Genomic DNA, 17,525 nt, shown 5'->3' on the forward strand with positions numbered 1-17,525 from the left:
GGCCATTGAAGCGCAGATCAGCCCTTCAGCGAGGCCATCCACGCCTCGACCTCGTCGGACCGGCGCGGCAGCCCGGCCGAAAGGTTTCGGTTGCCGTCCTCCGTGACGAGGATGTCGTCCTCGATCCGGACGCCGATGCCCCGGTACTCCTCCGGCACCGTCAGGTCGTCGGCCTGGAAGTACAGGCCCGGCTCGACCGTCAGCACCATGCCCGGCTCCAGGACGCCCTCCACGTACGTCTCGGTGCGCGCGGCGGCGCAGTCGTGGACGTCCATGCCGAGCATGTGGCCGGTGCCGTGCAGGGTCCAGCGGCGCTGCAGGCCCAGCTCCAGGACGCGCTCGACCGGCCCCTCGACCAGGCCCCACTCGACGAGCTTCGTGGCGAGCACGTGCTGGGCGGCGTCGTGGAAGTCGCGGTACTTGGCGCCCGGCTTCACGGCCGCGATACCGGCGTCCTGGGCCTCGTACACGGCGTCGTAGACCTTCTTCTGGATCTCGCTGTACGTGCCGTTGACCGGCAGCGTGCGCGTGACGTCGGCGGTGTACAGCGTGTGCGTCTCCACGCCGGCGTCGAGCAGGAGCAGGTCGCCGGAGCGGACCGGGCCGTCGTTGCGGACCCAGTGCAGGGTGCAGGCGTGCGGGCCGGCGGCGCAGATGGAGCCGTAGCCGACGTCGTTGCCCTCCACGCGCGCGCGGAGGAAGAACGTGCCCTCGATGTAGCGCTCGGAGGTGGCCTCCGCCTTGTCGAGGACCTTGACGACGTCCTCGAAGCCGCGCACGGTCGAGTCGACGGCCTTCTGCAGCTCGCCGATCTCGAACGCGTCCTTGACCAGCCGGGCCTCGGAGAGGAAGACGCGCAGCTCCTCGTCGCGCTCGGCGGTGACCTTGTCGGTCAGGGCGGCCTCGATGCCGGCGTCGTGGCCACGCACGACGCGGACCGGACCGGTGGCCTCGCGGAGCTTGTCGGCCAGCTCGCGCACGTCGGCGGCCGGGATGCCGTAGAGCGCCTCGGACTCGGTGAGGGAGTGGCGGCGGCCGACCCACAGCTCGCCCTGGCCGGAGAGCCAGAACTCGCCGTTCTCACGGTCGGAGCGGGGCAGGAGGTAGATCGTCGCCTCGTGGCCGTCGTCCTTCGGCTCCAGCACCAGGACGCCGTCCTCGGTCTGGTTTCCGGTGAGGTACGCGTACTCGACGGAGGAGCGGAAGGCGTACTCGGTGTCGTTCGAGCGGGTCTTCAGGTTGCCCGCCGGGATCACCAGGCGCTCGCCCGGGAAGCGGGCGGAGAGCGCGGCGCGGCGGCGCGCGGTCTCGGCGGCCTGCGCGATCGGCTCCAGGCCACGCAGCTCCGTGTCGGCCCAGCCGGACTTCATGTTCTCGGCCAGCTCGTCGGAGACGCCCGGGTACAGGCCGTTCTTCCGCTGCTTGATGGGCTCCTCGGACTCAGTTTCCGGGCCCGCTGCGGTAGCAGCCTCATCGGGCACAGCCGGGTTGAGCTCGTCGGCCACGTGTTCCTCCTCGGTACGGCGTGTGATCTCCCCCGGGCCCGCGACGCTCACGCTTGTGGCCGAGCGGGGGGCCTCCATCATCGTACGGTCGTACCAGGAGCGGACCAGGGTCGGATGACCTGTTATGCCCGGTCATGCATTCCGGATGCTCAGTCGAAGCGGGCGGCCAGCAGCACCACGTCCTCCTCGCTGTCTGCCGCGTCCAGGCCGTCGGGCAGGACGGTGCGCAGGACGTGGTCCGCGACGACGCCGGGGTCGTGGCGCAGCGCGCGCGGGATGCTCGCGGCGGCCGTGTGCAGGCGGGCGAAGGCGCGGTCCATGGGGTCGCCGGTACGGTGCAGCAACCCGTCGGTGTAGAGCAGGACCGTCTCTCCTGCCTCGGCCTGGATCTCCACGCTGGGTGCCTCCCAGCAGGCGAGCATGCCGAGCGGGGCGGAGACGGAGGTCTCGGCGAACTCGGTGCGCCGCCCCCCGATCAGCAGCGGCGGGCTGTGGCCGGCGCCGGCCAGGGTGACCTTGCGCAGGGCGGGCTCGCAGTAGGCGAACAGGGCGGTGGCCGAGCGGGCCGGCTCGGTCAGCCGCAGCAGCAGCTCCAGGTCGGACAGGACGGCGACCGGGTCCTCGCCCTCCATGACGGCGTACGCGCGCAGGGAGGCGCGCAGCCGGCCCATGGCGGCGACCGCGCTCGGCCCGGAGCCGGTGACCGAGCCGACGGACAGGCCGAGGGCGGCGTCGGGCAGCGGCAGCGCGTCGTACCAGTCGCCGCCGCCGCGCGGGCCGGTGCGGTGCCGCGCGGCGAGTTGTACGCCGGCCACGCGGGGCAGCCGGGAGGGCAGCAGTTCCTCGGTGATGGTCGCCACGCGCGCGCGCGTCTGTTCCACCTCCAGCAGCCGGGCGAGGTGCTCGGTGGCGTGGCGGACGTAGAGGCCGGCGAGATGGCGCCGGCGCTTGTCGGGCTCGGCCGGTTCGTCGTAGAGCCAGACGGCGGCGCCGAGGCGGCCGGCGGAGTCGGTGGCGAGGGGGAGGGCGTAGCTGGCGGCGTAGCCGAGGCGGGCGGCCACCTCGCGGTGCCGGGGGTCGAGGCCGTCCTCGGCGAGCAGGTCGGGGTGGACGATCTCGGTGGCCGAGCCGGTGTCGTACGGCAGCGCGCCGCGCGGGACGGTCTCGATGTGGCCGAGCTCGGCGCGGCCGAGGCCGAGGCCGAGGGTGGTGCGGGGGCCGAGTCCGTCGGCGGGTTCGAGGACGACCAGGCCGCGGCGGGCGCCGACGAGGGCGGCTCCGGCGCGCAGCAGCTCGTGCAGCGCGGGGTCGAGTGCGTTCGTGCGGGACAGGCGCTCGGTGAGTTCGTGCAGGGTCGTGAGGTCCGAGACCCAGCCGGCCAGCCGGTCCTGGAGGAGGGTGCCAGGGGCGGGGGTGTTCGGCGCGGGGACGGGAGCGGCGTCCGGGGTGGGGGGAGTGGGCGCGACAGTGTGTGCGGGCGTCGGAACCGTTGGATCGATTCCGGCCACTTTCGGAGGGTGAGGAGCGTTCATGGCGTCCGGCCTTCAGACCGGTGCGTATTGCTCAAAAGCATCGCAAACCCCCATGGCATTCTGCGCCGCTAGCAGTGCCTCCACATGTACACGCACTCGTGAGGGGATGTCCAGCATTGTCCTGCGGGGATTCCTGGTGTCCGTGGGGCGGACGAGGTTTTTCCCGAACCCCTTGCCTTACCGCCAAGTTGGCTGAAAACTGCCTCAGGTATCGGTTCATTGCGGTCGACTGGCCTTGCTCCACGGAGCGTCACAGCGGTCGTGATGGGTACGTACTCGGTGAAGGCCAGGGGTGGTTGGGGACCACCCGGAACCTGGCGACGGACCCGGGCGTCATAGCCACCGACGGCCGAGCCCCATCCTCCCTGGCGGAGGCGGAGAGCAATACGCGCGACGGCAAAACGCCATACTTCGCCACCCCCGCGCCGCACCCGTGCTCATGACCGACGCACTAGGGACGCGGACGCGACCCATGCTCGACCCCTTGGGGATCCCCCTGCCGTGCGCGGGGGTGTGATGCGCCAACAGGTACGCACAGTGAAGTGATCGACACATGATGTGATGTGGACCACGGTGTTGCCAGCGGTGCAACGGAAAGGAACGAGCGCTCATGCGCGAGATCCTCGGAAGGCGACGCAGGCTCCTGTCCAGGCGGAACGACGGGAGGCCTGAGCTGATCGACGCGGCCCTGACCTTCGCGACCGAGTGGCAGTGGCCCGTACTCCCGGGAGTGGCCCCGGACCCGCAGGGGCGGGCCCGCTGCGCCTGCCCCGACCCGGAGTGCACGGTGCCCGGAGCGCACCCCTTCGACCCCGGCCTCCTCGCGGCCACCACCGACGCCCGCATGGTGCGCTGGTGGTGGACCAACCGGCCGGGTGCGCCGATCGTCCTCGCCACCGGAGGCAAGGCCCCCTGCGCCGTCAGCCTGCCGGCGCTCGCCGCCTCCCGTGCCCTGGCCCTGCTCGACCGGCGGGGCATGCGCCTCGGACCGGTGATCGCCGCGCCCACCCGCTGGGCCCTGCTCGTCAAGCCGTACTCCATGGAGCAGTTGGGCGAACTGCTCTACGCCAAGGACTTCGTCCCCGGCTCCCTGCGCTTCCACGGCGAGGGCGGCTATCTCGCCCTGCCCCCGTCCGGGACCGGCCAGGGCGCCGTCCGCTGGGAGCGGGCCCCGCTGCCGGGCTCGGCCGCGCCCTGGGTGCCCGATGTGGAGGCCGTGGTCGACGCCGTGGTCGACGCCCTCACTCGTACGGGTGTGAGCGCGCCCGAGTTGTAAGGGTGTCCGGCGCGGGCGAGGCGGACGGCCTCGCTCGCTCGTTATCTTCCGCTCATGCTGCCCCTTTCCGGTGGACACGGCCGTCGAATTCCCGGGCGACCACGGCGTCACGGCCGCCGCCCGCCCCGGCGTGGCGGGCCCGACGCCCGCACGCTCCGTCTGCTCGCCCTCACGGGGGTCGTGACGGCCGCGGTCATGCTGCCGCTGGCCGTGGCGTCCGCCGGACAGGTGGGCGAGGCGGCCCGGCACACGGCGGCCGAAAAGCTACGGGAGGCCGTACGGGCCTCAGGACAGGCCTTCGGGCACGAGGAAGCCGTACGACCGTCAGGCCGCGATGACGCGGTACGACCCTCAGGGCAGGGCGATGCGAAGGTGCCCTCGCCCGGCGTCCCTCCCCGGGTGCTCGGGCTCGGTCTGGCCACCGCCGCCCGCTGCGGTCCCGCGCTCAACTCGCCCGACGGCATCGAGGCGCAGACCTGTGTGCTGACCCAGGGCGGGGACACCTGGGCGCGCACCTACTACCGCAACGCCACCGGCGAGTCGCTGGACTCGGTGCTCAGCCTGATGGGCCCGGGCGGCCACAGTGTGCAGATGCGCTGTGTCACCGGCGCCGACGACGAGCCCGCCACCTGTGACACGCCCCGCGAGCCCAGCCGGGGCGGAGCGGACACCTACACGGCCGTCAGCGAGTTCGCGAAGCACGGGGCCGACGGCGCCCTGCTGCTGCGCTCGGGCAGCGATCCGGCGGATGCCTCGGGCAACTTCGGTGATCCGCACGGGAGTTGAAGCTGCGGCCCGGAATGTCCTGGAGTTGCGCGGACATGGAAAGACCCGGTTGCTGGCGACGGGGGATGCACCAGCAACCGGGATACCTGAACGGTAACAAGAGATCGGCGGTTCGCAAATTCCGGCTCGGGCATTCGGCCACCGATTTCCCTGCGACAACGGGGAGTTGTGACAGGAGTCACCTGTTCCGGGGGCCGCTTCACGGCTGACCGACCGGTCAGCCGTGACACGCGCGCGGAGTACGTCAGCTGAGCGTGACCTGCCGGTTGGTCAGGCCGCCGCGGGCCCGGCGCTCGTCCGCCGTGAGCGGTTCGGTGACGGCGAGGGCGGCGGCGAGCCGCTCGGCGAACTCGGCGGCCGGCTTCTCCACGTCCTCCGCCGACACACCGCTCGGCAGGTCCCAGACCGGCACCGTAAGCCCGTGAGCACGGAAGGAGCCCACGAGCCGGGTCCCCTCGCCCAGGCTCGAGCGGCCCGCCGCGTGCAGCCGCGCGAGAGCGTCCAGAAGCTGCTCCTCCGGGTGCGGCATCACCCAGCGCAGGTGGTTCTTCTCCGGGGTCTCGCACCAGTACGCCGCGTCCACGCCGGCCAGCTTCGCCGTCGGGATGGCGGCGGCGTTGGCCCGCTCCAGGGAGGCGGTCACCTCCGGGGTGGCGTTCGCCGCGTCCGGCACCCAGAACTCGAAGCCGCTGTGCACGACCGGCTCGAACGGCGCCTCGGGGTCGAGCAGGTCCTGCAGCCGGGGCCCGCCGGCCGGGGCGCGGCGGCCCTGCACGGGCGTGCCCGGCTGCGTCTCGAGCGCACGCACGAGCGTGTCGGCGAGATCGCGGCTGATGTCGCCGGACGCCGTGTCGTTCTGCAGGCCGATCAGGACCGAGCCGTCGTCGCGGCGCAGCGCCGGCCAGGCCATCGGCAGCACCGTGGCGAGCGTGACCGACGGAACGCCCTCGGGCAGGCCGTCCTTGAGGGTCAGCTCGACCGTCGCGGCCGGCACCAGCTCGCGCAGCGCCACCCAGTCGCCCTCGCCTGTCAGGCCCTCGAACGGGCGGTGCACCAGCTCGGTCACCGCGTGCGCGGCGGCCCGGCCGTGGCACGCCTTGTAGCGCCGGCCGCTGCCGCACGGGCAGGGCTCGCGGGCGCCGACAACCGGGATCTCTCCGTCCGTGATCTGTGGCTTGGCCTTCGTCTGGGGTCGCTTCTTGGCCATCGTGGGTTTCTCCCGGTTACGGCTCTTCTCGTACGAGCGCGAGCCTAGCCGTTCTGGCCATCACCGACGGGAACCTGTGGACAACGCACGCGCGATCGAGGCCGGTGGTGTGAACCTGTGGACGACTCGGGGGACCTGACGGACCGGAAGCCGGTGGGTCAGTCCAGGTCCTCGAAGGCGTCCGCGAAGTCCAGGCCGGTCATGTCCATGGTGGCGAGCGCGGGGGCTGTGACGCGCGTAGCGAAAGCGTCGTGGCGGCACCCGGCATCGGGATCGTGGACGTCCTCGTGGACCACCACCCAGACCGTCACCTCGCCCCGGACGTCGTCCCGGACGCCCCAGTCGTCGGCGAGGGCCGTGATGATGTTCAGCCCGCGGCCGCCGTGCGCGGTCACCGACGGGGTGGCCGGCGCCGGGCGGGTCGGACCGCCGCCGTCCGTCACCTCCACGATGAGCCGCCCGTGCGGATCGACCCGCCACGCGGCGCGCACGTCACCGTCCCCGGCCGGCACGTCGCCCAGGGGCCGCCCGTGTTTGCAGGCATTGCTCAACAGTTCGGAAAGGATCAGTACGGCATCGTCGATGACCGACTCCGACACGCCACCGCTGCGCAGCTGCGCGCGCATCCGGTGCCTCGCCTTCCCCACGCCCGCAGGGCCATGGGGCACGGCCATGCTCGACGACGTGGGCACCTCCTGTGCCACCACCAACGCCACCCCCGAGACCTCCTTTGCCCCACGCCACGGTGTGGATGCCCCCTGGACCTGTACCGGAAACCGGCCAATCCCCTTCCGGTGACGCATTCGTAACGCCCTGTACGAAACGAACGCGCCGGAGCACTCCCTGTGACGAAGGTCCTCTTGTTCGGTCGTCGTGTGGCTGAATTCCGTCGTTTGCGGCCGAGACCGGAGGCTTCCGCAGCCGCACAGCCCGGTCAAGAGGTCCGCACAGCTCTTTACCGGCCTCTTGAGGTCACATGCGGCTCAGCTGCTCACGCACCGCGCGCGGGCGGTTGGTGATGATCGCGTCGATGCCCAGCTCCACGCAGAGATCGACGTCCCCGGGCTCGTTCACCGTCCACACGTGCACCTGGTGGCCGTTCCGTTTCAGCCGCTCCACGTACGCGGGGTTGTTGCGCACGATGCGGATCGAGGGACCCGCGATCCGCACGCCCGCGGGCAGCCGTCCGTCACGCAGCCGCGGTGTGAGGAACTGCACCAGATAGACCGTCGGCAGCGTCGGCGCGGCGGCACGCACGCGATGCAGCGAGCGCGCCGAGAAGCTCATGATCCGCACCGGGGACTCGGCGGCGGAGGCCGGCGCGTCCAGCCCGAACCGTTTCAGCAGCGCCAGCAGCCGCTCCTCGACCTGGCCGGCCCAGCGCGTGGGGTGCTTGGTCTCGATGGCCAGCTCCACCCGCCGCCCGGCGTCCGAGATCAGCTCCAGCAGCCGTTCCAGGGTGAGCACGGAGGTCTCCTCGCGGTCCTCCGGGCGGTGCTCCCAGTCGGGCTCCTCGTTGTCGGAGGCTCGCCCGCGCCAGGCCTCGCGCGTCTTCCAGGAGCCGAAGTCGAGGGCGGCGAGGTCGGCCAGTTCCAGGGCCGAGACGGCGCCGCGGCCGTTGGAGGTGCGGTTCACCCGCCGGTCGTGGACGCAGACCAGATGGCCGTCGGCGGTGAGCCGTACGTCGCACTCGAGGGCGTCGGCGCCGTCCTCGATCGCCTTCCGGTAGGCGGCCAGGGTGTGTTCGGGCGCGTCCTCGGAGGCGCCCCGGTGGGCGACGACCTGGATGGAGCGGTGTGGTGCGTGGGTCACCGCGACATGGTGCCACCGCCAGGTGACGTGCGGGGCGGCATCGGCGCCCTCTATGCCGACTTATGTAACTTTTGCCAAGAAAGCCCCATGTAAAGACTGGCCATGGACCCACAGCCACCGCTTATGGTGCTCTGACGGCCCGTGGGAAAAGCTGACTCCATACAAACGGAACAGTGAACACTGACCACAGCACCACGCAGAGCTGCCGAGCGTGAATGAGTGCGACCGACAACAACAGCCGTGGATCGAGGAGAAGAGCTGTGAGCACCGAGAACGAGGGCAACGAGGTACCCCAGGCCCCGTCCGCACCTCCCGTGCCGGTGGCCTCTCCCGCCGCTTCCCCCCAGGGCCCCGCCCCTGACGGGAACGCGCCGACCACTCCCCTCCCGCCGGTACCCGGAGCCGCACCCGCGGTCCCGGCCGCCGACGCGAACGCGAGCCACCCCTCCGGCCCGGCCCCCGACGGCACCTGGCCGCCCCCGCAGCCGCCCACCCCGCCGCACGGCGCGGGCGCGCCCTACGGGGACGGTGCGCCCTACGGCGACGGCGCGTCGTACGGGGACGGCGGCGCGGCCGGTTACGGCACCCCGGCCGGCCCCGGCGGCCCCGGCGGCCCCGCAGGCCCCACGGGTCCCGTCTGGGGAGCGTCGTACCAGCAGCCCGCCCCCAGGCCCCGCGGCCGCGGCGGACTCCTCGCGGCGGTCCTGGTGGCCGCGCTGGTCGCGGGCGGCCTCGGTGGCGGCCTCGGCTACACCCTGGCCAAGAACCACGACGACACCGGCTCCACCACCGTCTCCGCCTCCGACAGCGGCGCCGCCCAGGTCAGGCGGGCACCCGGCACGATCGCCAACGTGGCCGCCAAGGCGCTGCCCAGCACGGTCACCATCGAGGCCGAGGGCAGCAACGGCGACGGCGGCACGGGCACGGGCTTCGTCTTCGACACCCAGGGCCACATCATCACCAACAACCACGTGGTGGCGGACGCCCTGAACGGCGGCAAGCTGACCGCGACGTTCCCCAACGGCCGCAAGTACGACGCCGAGGTCGTCGGTCACGCCCAGGGCTACGACGTGGCGGTCATCAAGCTCAAGAACCCGCCGTCCGACCTCAAGCCGCTCGCCCTCGGCGACAGCGACCGGGTGGCCGTCGGCGACGAGACGATCGCCATCGGCGCCCCCTTCGGCCTGTCCAACACCGTGACGACCGGCATCATCAGCGCCAAGAACCGCCCGGTGGCCTCCAGCGACGGCAGCTCCACCGGCAAGCCGTCGTACCTGAGCGCCCTGCAGACCGACGCGTCGATCAACCCCGGCAACTCCGGCGGTCCGCTGCTCGACGCCTCCGGCGCGGTCATCGGCATCAACTCGGCGATCCAGTCGACCAGCAGCGGCGGCTTCGGCTCCGGCCAGTCCGGCTCGATCGGCCTGGGCTTCGCCATTCCGATCGACCAGGCCAAGTTCGTCGCGCAGCAACTGATCCAGACCGGCAAGCCGGTGTACGCCAAGATCGGCGCCTCCGTCTCCACGGGGGACTCCACCGACGGCGCGAAGATCACCGACCAGGGCACGGCCGGCTCCGCCGCGGTCGAGTCGGGCGGCCCGGCCGACAAGGCGGGTCTCAAGCCCGGAGACGTGATCACCAAGCTCGACGACATGGTGATCGACAGCGGCCCGACCCTGATCGGCGAGATCTGGACCCACAAGCCCGGCGACAAGGTGACGATCACCTACAAGCGCGGCGGCCAGGAACACACGACGGACCTGACCCTGGGCTCCCGGGTGGGCGACAACTGACCCAGGCCGACGGCCACGCACGCGTACCCCTCCGGACGCCCGGTACGGACCACTCCACCCGCCGAACGCCCGATCCCGGTACGCTGTACCCGCTCCGTCCCAGGTGGGCGCGAGTGAGGTGGGTTGCCCGAGCGGCCTAAGGGAACGGTCTTGAAAACCGTCGTGGCGCGAGTCACCGTGGGTTCAAATCCCACACCCACCGCAGCAGTTGGCCAAGGGGCGCCTCCCGTACGGGAGGCGCCCCTTGCGCGTTTTACGACGTCACGGCCGGTGGCCCGTCATCCGGGCCGCCGAGGCGATCGTCGCGCGGGCCTCGTGTTCGGTCAGGCCGGTGGTGCGGGCCGCTTCGGTCAGGGGGTCGGCCAGGGTGGGGCCGAGGCCGTTCTCGTAGGCGCGGCAGGCCGCCCAGAACAGGCGGGTGTTGCGCTGGCCCTCGTGGGCGCAGAGGACGAACTGGACCAGGCCGCGGCCGTGGTCGCCGGGGGCGGGCGGGGCCGGGTGCGGGATGCGGGGCGGGGGCAGGAGGAGGCGCAGGAGGGACGGCGGGCAGGGGGCCGGGGCGAGGTCGCCGGTGCCGGGGGCCGTTGTGTAGACGCCGTGGTCGGTGCGTGAGCCGGGGCCCACGAGGTAGCCGCCGGCGCCCCGGATGTCGATGCCGGGGGCGAGTCGGCCGGCCGAGTTCGGGACGACGACGTCCGGTGGGCCGGTGAGCCACAGATGGCGGCCGCCGCTCGGGGTCCGGACGACCACCGTCTCCGGGATGGTGAACAGATGGCGCAGGGCCAGCTCGCGCAGAGCGGCCGAGGAGTCCGTGCCGCACTTGGTGTCCAGGTCGACACCGATCAGGTGGTACGGGGGCAGCCCGCAGGCGATGCCGTAGCCGGTGGCCCAGGGCGCGGCGGCGAACAGCTCGCGGATGCGGACGGGGTCGGTCGAGGCGTCGTACACGCCGTGGCCGAAGCGGCCGCAGGCGCCGTGGCAGCGTGGTCCGGCCGGGTCGGGGTCGTCGCGGTGGGGGGAGGGAAGGGCCGGGAGCTTCGTCCGGGACAGGGGGATGACGGCCAGGCCGCGTTCGGCGGCTGACAGCGCGTGTGCGAGGGCCAGCGTCGTGGCCTGCCGGTCGGTGGTGGCCATGACTCCATGTTCGTACGTATGTTCGAGAAAGGGAAGAGGGTGCATTCGACACGCCGAGGGGGTGGGACAGCGGGGTGGATGTGCGACGGAACCTTTCAGCTCTTGTGTCGCTTGAGGGGTGAAAGTTCCTTCTCGCGCCTCCTGTGGGGAGAGGTGGCAAAAGGTGGCGATAAAGGTTTATCGACTTGTCATCACGCTTGCGTGCGAATCAGGGCTTCCCGGTTGGTTCGCCGGGGATTCGGTGGGCAACTCTTGATTCGCGACGTCGTCCACGAAGTCGAGGCGGTCGGCCAACTGCCTTGACATCACCTGTAGTTCACGTACTTCCGGCCCTAGGGCCGCCTTCTGGAGGAACAAGATGGCAAGCATCCGTACCGCCCGCGTTGTCGCCGCCGTTGCCGCTCTCCCGCTCGCTGCCGCCCTGTTCGGCGGTGTCGCCGCCGCGGACAACGGCGCGATCGCGGGTGACGGATCGAACGCCGGCGTGGCCAGCGTGGTCGGCAGCGGTGTCGGCGGCGACAACAACGGGAACTCGTCCACCACCCAGCAGAACGCCGTCGGCAGCGGCGCCTCGAACCAGAGCAACACCTCCCAGGTCAACGACTCCTGGGGCACCGCCGTCCAGCAGGGGAACGGGAACCTGGCCATCCACTTCACCAACCTGTGGTGAGCCCGGGGCGAGGCCCCTCCCGGTGAGGGCCCTCGTGGGGTGCTTCGGGGTCGTAACACGTCACGCGGCAGCACTTCGGTGCCGCCGCGTCGGCGTTTTTCCGGCCGCGCGGGGGAGGCGGAGGAGTTGTCGACCTTGACAGTCCCGCTGATCTGACGGACAGTCAGAAATCTTCCCAGTAAGGTCCGCGAGGCCGGGAGGGCCCGCCGTGCACCTCGCCCCCACCGAACGACAGCAGCGCCTGCGCGCCTGCTTCTGGACCGAGCGCTCGGCCGACGCGCCGGGCTTCTCCTGGACGTCGATCGCCCGTACACCCGATCCAGTGAATCCGTGCCGCCGGATCGATGAGCTGTGGGTGCGTCTCCGGGCGGCCGAGACGCATACCGACCGGAGGCAAACCAGCTGGTCAGCCAGCATTTGGTGGCCGACATGGGGGCGGGCCGGCCGGCTCCCGGTGAGGCGAGCGGCGTGAAATCCGCGGGAACGGAATCGACTGTCGCGACGTATCGCATGTGTCGGGGGATCACCGGCGGGGCGGGACTCAACACGTTCGGGGGCGGGGTGAGCGAGGTGCAGCGGGAGATCGTCGCGACGACGCGGCTCGGGATGGCACGGACGGCGAGGACAGAAAGGGGGCGGCGGTGAGCGCGAGGGGCGTGGAGGCCGATGAACTGGGCGCGCGGCTCAAGGTGTACGAGGGGCGGCCGGCCGCTGTAGCCGGCGTGGGCAAGGACCCGGTCAACCTGCCCATGATCCGGCACTGGTGCGAGGCGATGGGCGACACCAACCCGGCGTACGAGGGCCCGGACGCCATCGCCCCGCCCACCATGCTCCAGGCCTGGACGATGGGCGGCCTGTCGGGACACACGGGACGCACGGGCGCGTACGACGAGCTGCTCGGCCTGCTCGACGAGGCGGGCTGCACCTCGGTGGTCGCGACCGACTGTGAGCAGGAGTATCTGCGCCCGCTGCGGCCGGGCGACGAGGTCGTCTTCGACACGCTGATCGAGTCGGTGTCGGAGCGGAAGACGACGAAGCTGGGCGCGGGGTACTTCGTCACCACCCGGACGGATGTCCGTGCCGCCGGCGAGCTGGTGGGTACGCACCGCTTCCGCATCCTCAAGTACGCCCCCGCGCGCCGCACCCCGCCCGCTCCACGCCCCCGGCGGCCCCGCCCGGTGGTCAACCGGGACAACGCGGGCTTCTGGGAGGGCGTGGCCGAGCACCGGCTGCTGATCCAGCGCTGCACGGACTGCGGCACTCTGCGGCACCCCTGGCTGCCGGGCTGCAACGCCTGCGGCTGCCTGGAGTGGGACACGGTCGAGGCGAGCGGCGAGGGCACGGTCTACTCGTACGTGGTCATGCACCACCCGCCCTTCCCGGCGTTCGAGCCGCCTTTCGCGGTCGGTCTGGTCGAACTCGCCGAGGGCGTGCGGATGGTGAGCAGCGTGGTCGGGGTGCCGTACGACAAGGTGCGCATCGGGCTGGCGGTCCGGGTGGAGTTCCGCACGTACGAGGACGACGAAGGCACGCTGGTCCTGCCGGTGTTCCGGGTCGTCGAGGGTGACGGCTGACATGGACTTCACGCCCGCTGAAGCCCAGGTGCCGGGGGAGTTGATCACACATGGAGAGTGAGATCGCGCCGGTGCTCCGGGTCGGTGCCGAGCTGCCGCCGTTGGAGATCCCGGTTACGCGCACGCTGATCGTGGCGGGGGCGATCGCGTCCCGGGACTACCAGGACGTGCACCACGACGCGGAGCTGGCCCGGCGGAAGGGCTCGCCGGACGTCTTCATGAACATCCTGACGACGAACGGTCTCGTCGGCAGATACATCACGGACCACTTCGGGCCGACGGCGGTGCTCCGCAGGGTCGCCATCCGGCTCGGGGCACCCAACTATCCGGGGGACACGATGGTGCTGACGGGCACGATCGAGGAGGTCGACGGCGACTCGGTGACCGTGCGGGTGGTCGGCGCCAACAGCATCGGCCGGCATGTGACCGGGACGGTGACGGTCACCGTCCCCCGCGGGGGCGCGTCATGAGCGGGCGGCCCGAAGGCGCCCTGGGCGGCCGCGCGGCGATCGCCGGGATCGGGGCCACCGAGTTCTCCAAGGACTCCGGGCGCAGTGAGCTGCGGCTGGCCGTGGAGGCGGTGCGGGCGGCGCTGGACGACGCGGGGCTGGCGCCGGCCGACGTGGACGGGATGGTGACGTTCACGATGGACACCAACCCGGAGATCACCGTGGCCCAGGCCTGCGGGATGGGCGAGCTGTCGTTCTTCTCGCGGGTCCACTACGGCGGCGGCGCGGCCTGCGCGACCGTCCTGCAGGCGGCGCTCGCGGTGGCGACGGGCGTGGCGGAGGTGGTGGTCTGCTACCGCGCCTTCAACGAGCGGTCGGGCCGCAGATTCGGCGCGGGCGTCGGCCACCGGGAGCCGTCGGCCGAGGGTGCGGCGCTCGGCTGGGTGCTGCCGTTCGGGCTGCTCACCCCGGCCTCGTGGGTGGCGATGGCGGCCCAGCGGTATCTGCACGCGTACGGGCTGACGCCGGAGGTGTTCGGGCATGTGGCCGTGGTGGACCGCGCGTACGCGGCGACCAACCCGGCGGCGTACTTCCACGGCCGCCCGATCACCCTCGCCGAGCATGCCGCCTCCCGCTGGATCGTGGAGCCGCTGCGGCTGCTGGACTGCTGCCAGGAGACCGACGGCGGGCAGGCGGTCGTCGTCACCTCGGTGGAGCGGGCCCGGGATCTGCGGCATCCCCCGGCCGTGATCGCGGCGGCCGCGCAGGGTGCCGGGCGGGCGCAGGAGCAGATGACCAGCTTCTACCGGGACGATCTGACCGGCCTGCCGGAGATGGGCGTGGTGGCCCGCCGGCTGTGGCGGACCAGCGGCCTGGGCCCGGCCGACATCGACGTGGGGATCCTGTACGACCACTTCACGCCGTTCGTGCTGATGCAGCTGGAGGAGTTCGGGTTCTGCGGCAGAGGGGAGGCGGCGGGCTTCGCGGCCGAGGAGCGGCTGCCGCTCAACACCCACGGGGGCCAGCTGGGGGAGGCCTATCTGCACGGGATGAACGGCATAGCGGAGGCGGTACGCCAGCTGCGCGGCACGGCGGTGAACCAGATACCGGGAGCCTCCCGGACCCTGGTGACGGCCGGTACCGGAGTACCGACATCGGGGCTGATCCTGACGACGGACGGTTGAGGCCGCCCCGGGTCTCAGGGTCGAACCCTAGTCGGGGCGTACCCGTACTCCACCTCCAGGAGGTGGAGCCTGCCCCACCCCTACAACCTGAGGGGGACGTCGCTTCGGGACCTGCGGGCGATCCGGTGGGGCGGGTCCCGCTCCTAGCGTGGAGCCATGACCACACCCGTCTGCACCAGCGCCTCGGCCGCCGCCGCACCGGCGGGGCGGGCCCTCCCCCACTCCCGGGTGCGCCCGAGCGGCGCGGCCCCCGCCTACTCGTCGTTCGCGTCGTACGTCAGGGCCCGCCAGCCGGTGCTGCTGCGCACCGCGCGCTCGCTGACCGCGAACCCGAGCGACGCCGAGGACCTGCTGCAGACCGCGCTGGCCAAGACCTATGTGGCCTGGGATCGGATCGAGGACCAGCGCGCGCTGGACGGCTATGTGCGCCGGGCGCTGCTGAACACCCGGACCTCGCAGTGGCGCAAGCGCAGGGTGGACGAGTTCTCCTGCGACGAGCTGCCGGAGCCGGAGCCGGTGCCCGGCGACGACGACCCGGCCGAGCGGCAGGCGCTGCACGACGCCATGTGGCGGGCGATCACGAAGCTGCCGGCGCGGCAGCGGGCGATGGTCGTCCTGCGGTACTACGAGGACCTCAGCGAGGCCCAGACCGCCGAGGTGCTCGGCGTGTCGGTGGGCACGGTGAAGTCGGCGGTGTCGCGAGCCCTCGGCAAGCTCCGCGAGGACCCTGAGCTGGACCTGGTCCGTTAGCGGTCACACGCGCCTTCCAGCGGGCCTTCCAGCGGGCCTTCCACCGCGCCTTCCGTCGACTCCCCGTCGGCTTGGTGATGCACCCCCTAGTGACATACCGCGCGGTATGTGAGCAGAATCTGCCCCAACCCTTTCTGCCGCACAGGGCAACGCCGCCCCGGGAGGACCGCCGTGCTGAGCACCATGCAGGACGTACCGCTGACCGTCACCCGCATCCTCGAGCACGGGGTCAGGGTGCACGGACGGTCCCGGATCACCACCTGGACCGGGGACGCCGAGCCGCAGCGGCGCAGTTTCGCCGAGGCGGGCGTGCGCGCCGTACAGCTGGCGAACGCCCTGCGGGACGAACTCGGCGTCCGGGGCGACGACCGGGTGGCAACTCTCATGTGGAACAACGCCGAGCATGTCGAGGCGTACTTCGCGATCCCCTCCATGGGCGCGGTGCTGCACACGCTCAATCTGCGACTGCCCGCCGAGCAGCTGGTGTGGATCGTCAACCACGCCGCCGACAAGGTCGTCATCGTCAACGGCTCGCTGATCCCGCTGCTCGCGCCGCTGCTGCCCAAGCTGCCGACCGTCGAGCACGTCGTCGTCTCCGGCCCCGGTGACCGTTCCCCGCTCGCCGGTGCCACCGCGCGGGTGCACGAGTACGAGGAGCTGATCGCGGACCGGCCGACGGCGTACGACTGGCCGGAGCTGGACGAACGCCAGGCCGCCGCCATGTGCTACACCTCCGGCACCACGGGCGACCCCAAGGGCGTGGTGTACAGCCACCGTTCGATCTACCTGCACTCCATGCAGGTCAACATGACCCAGTCGATGGGCCTGACCGACCAGGACACCTCGCTCGTCGTGGTCCCCCAGTTCCACGTCAACGCCTGGGGCCTGCCGCACGCCACCTTCATGACCGGCGTGAACCTGCTGATGCCGGACCGGTTCCTGCAGCCCGCGCCGCTCGCCGAGATGATCGAGCGGGAGCGGCCGACGCACGCCGCCGCCGTCCCCACCATCTGGCAGGGCCTGCTCGCCGAGCTGACCGCCCGCCCCCGGGACGTCTCCACCCTCACCCAGGTCACCATCGGCGGCTCCGCCTGTCCGCCCTCCCTCATGGCGGCCTTCGACCGGCTCGGCATGCGGGTCTGCCACGCCTGGGGCATGACGGAGACCTCCCCGCTCGGCACGGTCTCCAGGCCCCCGGCCCACGCGGTCGGCACCGAGGAGGAGTTCGCCTACCGCCTCACCCAGGGCCGCTTCCCGGCCGGCGTCGAGGCCCGCCTCACCGGCCCCGGCGGCGAGCGCCTGCCCTGGGACGGCGAGTCGGCGGGCGAGCTGGAGGTGCGCGGCAACTGGATCGCCGGCGCCTACTACAACGGCCCCGACGCCGATCCCCTCCGCCCCGCCGACAAGTTCAGCGAGGACGGCTGGCTGAAGACCGGCGACGTCGGCACCATCTCCCCCGAGGGCTTCCTCACCCTCACCGACCGCGCCAAGGACGTCATCAAGTCCGGCGGCGAGTGGATCTCCTCGGTGGAGCTGGAGAACGCGCTGATGTCCCACCCGGACGTCGCCGAGGCCGCCGTGGTCGCCGTACCCGACGACAAGTGGGGCGAGCGCCCGCTGGCCACGGTCGTCCTCCGGGAGGGCGCCACCGCCGACTTCGAGACCCTGCGCGCCTTCCTCGCCGAGGAGGGCCGTATCGCCAGGTGGCAGCTGCCCGAGCGCTGGACGATCGTGGCGTCGGTGCCGAAGACGAGCGTGGGCAAGTTCGACAAGAAGGTGCTGCGCAGGCAGTACGCCGACGGACAGCTGGACGTGACCCAGCTGTAGTACCGGCGGACCTACGGCACCAACTG

The 17,525-nt window shown here is 71.9% G+C and carries 15 protein-coding genes, 1 tRNA gene and 1 pseudogene; 11 read left to right on the top strand and 6 right to left on the bottom strand.

The genetic code is table 11. The features are described from left to right. Window positions 1-17: 17 nt before the first annotated feature. The gene (locus ACH47Z_RS14995; RefSeq protein WP_399073654.1) at window positions 18-1,505 is read right to left on the bottom strand and encodes an aminopeptidase P family protein; all 1,488 of its coding nucleotides are present in this window, start codon (window positions 1,503-1,505) and stop codon (window positions 18-20) included. A 149-nt stretch (window positions 1,506-1,654) separates the two neighbouring features. Continuing rightward, complete coding sequence (locus tag ACH47Z_RS15000; RefSeq protein ID WP_399073655.1) at window positions 1,655-3,037, bottom strand: PP2C family protein-serine/threonine phosphatase; 1,383 nt, start codon at window positions 3,035-3,037, stop codon at window positions 1,655-1,657. Window positions 3,038-3,647: 610 nt separating this feature from the next. On the opposite strand from ACH47Z_RS15000, the gene ACH47Z_RS15005 reads away from it, so the two are divergent. Together ACH47Z_RS15005 and ACH47Z_RS15010 are read left to right on the top strand one after the other, a co-directional pair. Beyond that, window positions 3,648-4,313 carry a bifunctional DNA primase/polymerase gene (locus tag ACH47Z_RS15005; RefSeq protein ID WP_399073656.1) on the top strand — a complete coding sequence of 222 codons (666 nt, stop codon included), beginning with the start codon at window positions 3,648-3,650 and terminating at the stop codon, window positions 4,311-4,313. Between the two features lie 54 nt (window positions 4,314-4,367). Then, window positions 4,368-5,099, top strand: coding sequence for a hypothetical protein (locus ACH47Z_RS15010; RefSeq protein ID WP_399073657.1), 732 nt, complete (start codon window positions 4,368-4,370; stop codon window positions 5,097-5,099). Between the two features lie 244 nt (window positions 5,100-5,343). Here ACH47Z_RS15010 and ACH47Z_RS15015 read toward each other — a convergent pair whose 3' ends face one another. The 3 genes from ACH47Z_RS15015 to ACH47Z_RS15025 form a co-directional block, all read right to left on the bottom strand. After that, window positions 5,344-6,306 carry a DUF5926 family protein gene (locus ACH47Z_RS15015; RefSeq protein ID WP_399073658.1) on the bottom strand — a complete coding sequence of 321 codons (963 nt, stop codon included), beginning with the start codon at window positions 6,304-6,306 and terminating at the stop codon, window positions 5,344-5,346. A 158-nt stretch (window positions 6,307-6,464) separates the two neighbouring features. Next, window positions 6,465-7,109, bottom strand: a complete 645-nt coding sequence (locus ACH47Z_RS15020; RefSeq protein WP_399073659.1) for an ATP-binding protein — start codon at window positions 7,107-7,109, stop codon at window positions 6,465-6,467. Window positions 7,110-7,278: 169 nt separating this feature from the next. Further along, window positions 7,279-8,118: a glycerophosphodiester phosphodiesterase gene (locus tag ACH47Z_RS15025; protein WP_399073660.1), complete on the bottom strand. Its 840-nt coding sequence runs from the start codon at window positions 8,116-8,118 to the stop codon at window positions 7,279-7,281. Between the two features lie 260 nt (window positions 8,119-8,378). Between ACH47Z_RS15025 and ACH47Z_RS15030 the strand changes: the two genes are divergently transcribed. Both ACH47Z_RS15030 and ACH47Z_RS15035 read left to right on the top strand, forming a co-directional pair. Continuing rightward, the gene (locus ACH47Z_RS15030; RefSeq protein ID WP_399073661.1) at window positions 8,379-9,911 is read left to right on the top strand and encodes a S1C family serine protease; all 1,533 of its coding nucleotides are present in this window, start codon (window positions 8,379-8,381) and stop codon (window positions 9,909-9,911) included. 117 nt (window positions 9,912-10,028) lie between these two features. Continuing rightward, window positions 10,029-10,113, top strand: a tRNA-Ser gene (locus tag ACH47Z_RS15035). 59 nt (window positions 10,114-10,172) lie between these two features. Here the strand turns inward: ACH47Z_RS15035 and ACH47Z_RS15040 are convergent. Then, on the bottom strand, window positions 10,173-11,045 hold the full coding sequence (locus ACH47Z_RS15040) for a bifunctional DNA primase/polymerase (protein ID WP_399073662.1): 873 nt from the start codon (window positions 11,043-11,045) through the stop codon (window positions 10,173-10,175). A gap of 358 nt (window positions 11,046-11,403) precedes the next feature. Here ACH47Z_RS15040 and ACH47Z_RS15045 point away from each other — a divergent pair, with 358 nt between their 5' ends. The 7 genes and pseudogenes from ACH47Z_RS15045 (at window position 11,404) to ACH47Z_RS15075 (ending at window position 17,499) form a co-directional block, all read left to right on the top strand. Next, entirely contained in the window at window positions 11,404-11,715 is a 312-nt protein-coding gene (locus ACH47Z_RS15045) for a hypothetical protein (RefSeq protein ID WP_399073663.1), read from the top strand. A 304-nt stretch (window positions 11,716-12,019) separates the two neighbouring features. Continuing rightward, window positions 12,020-12,360 (top strand): annotated as a pseudogene (locus ACH47Z_RS15050) (acyl-CoA dehydrogenase family protein); the annotation flags it as partial. Beyond that, entirely contained in the window at window positions 12,357-13,289 is a 933-nt protein-coding gene (locus tag ACH47Z_RS15055) for a bifunctional MaoC family dehydratase N-terminal/OB-fold nucleic acid binding domain-containing protein (RefSeq protein WP_399073664.1), read from the top strand. The pseudogene ACH47Z_RS15050 and the gene ACH47Z_RS15055, both read left to right, overlap by 4 nt. A 50-nt stretch (window positions 13,290-13,339) precedes the next feature. Then, window positions 13,340-13,759 (top strand): MaoC family dehydratase, encoded by a 420-nt coding sequence (locus tag ACH47Z_RS15060; RefSeq protein ID WP_399073665.1) that lies wholly within the window; start codon window positions 13,340-13,342, stop codon window positions 13,757-13,759. Next, entirely contained in the window at window positions 13,756-14,922 is a 1,167-nt protein-coding gene (locus ACH47Z_RS15065) for a lipid-transfer protein (RefSeq protein ID WP_399073666.1), read from the top strand. The genes ACH47Z_RS15060 and ACH47Z_RS15065 overlap by 4 nt, the downstream gene beginning before the upstream one ends. Before the next feature lie 156 nt (window positions 14,923-15,078). Continuing rightward, window positions 15,079-15,672: a SigE family RNA polymerase sigma factor gene (locus ACH47Z_RS15070; RefSeq protein WP_399073667.1), complete on the top strand. Its 594-nt coding sequence runs from the start codon at window positions 15,079-15,081 to the stop codon at window positions 15,670-15,672. A 171-nt stretch (window positions 15,673-15,843) separates the two neighbouring features. Next, the gene (locus ACH47Z_RS15075; RefSeq protein ID WP_399073668.1) at window positions 15,844-17,499 is read left to right on the top strand and encodes a long-chain fatty acid--CoA ligase; all 1,656 of its coding nucleotides are present in this window, start codon (window positions 15,844-15,846) and stop codon (window positions 17,497-17,499) included. Window positions 17,500-17,525 lie beyond the last annotated feature (26 nt).

Origin of the sequence: Streptomyces sp. NPDC020192, assembly GCF_044388685.1 — a bacterium.
Classification (GTDB): Bacteria; Actinomycetota; Actinomycetes; order Streptomycetales; family Streptomycetaceae; genus Streptomyces.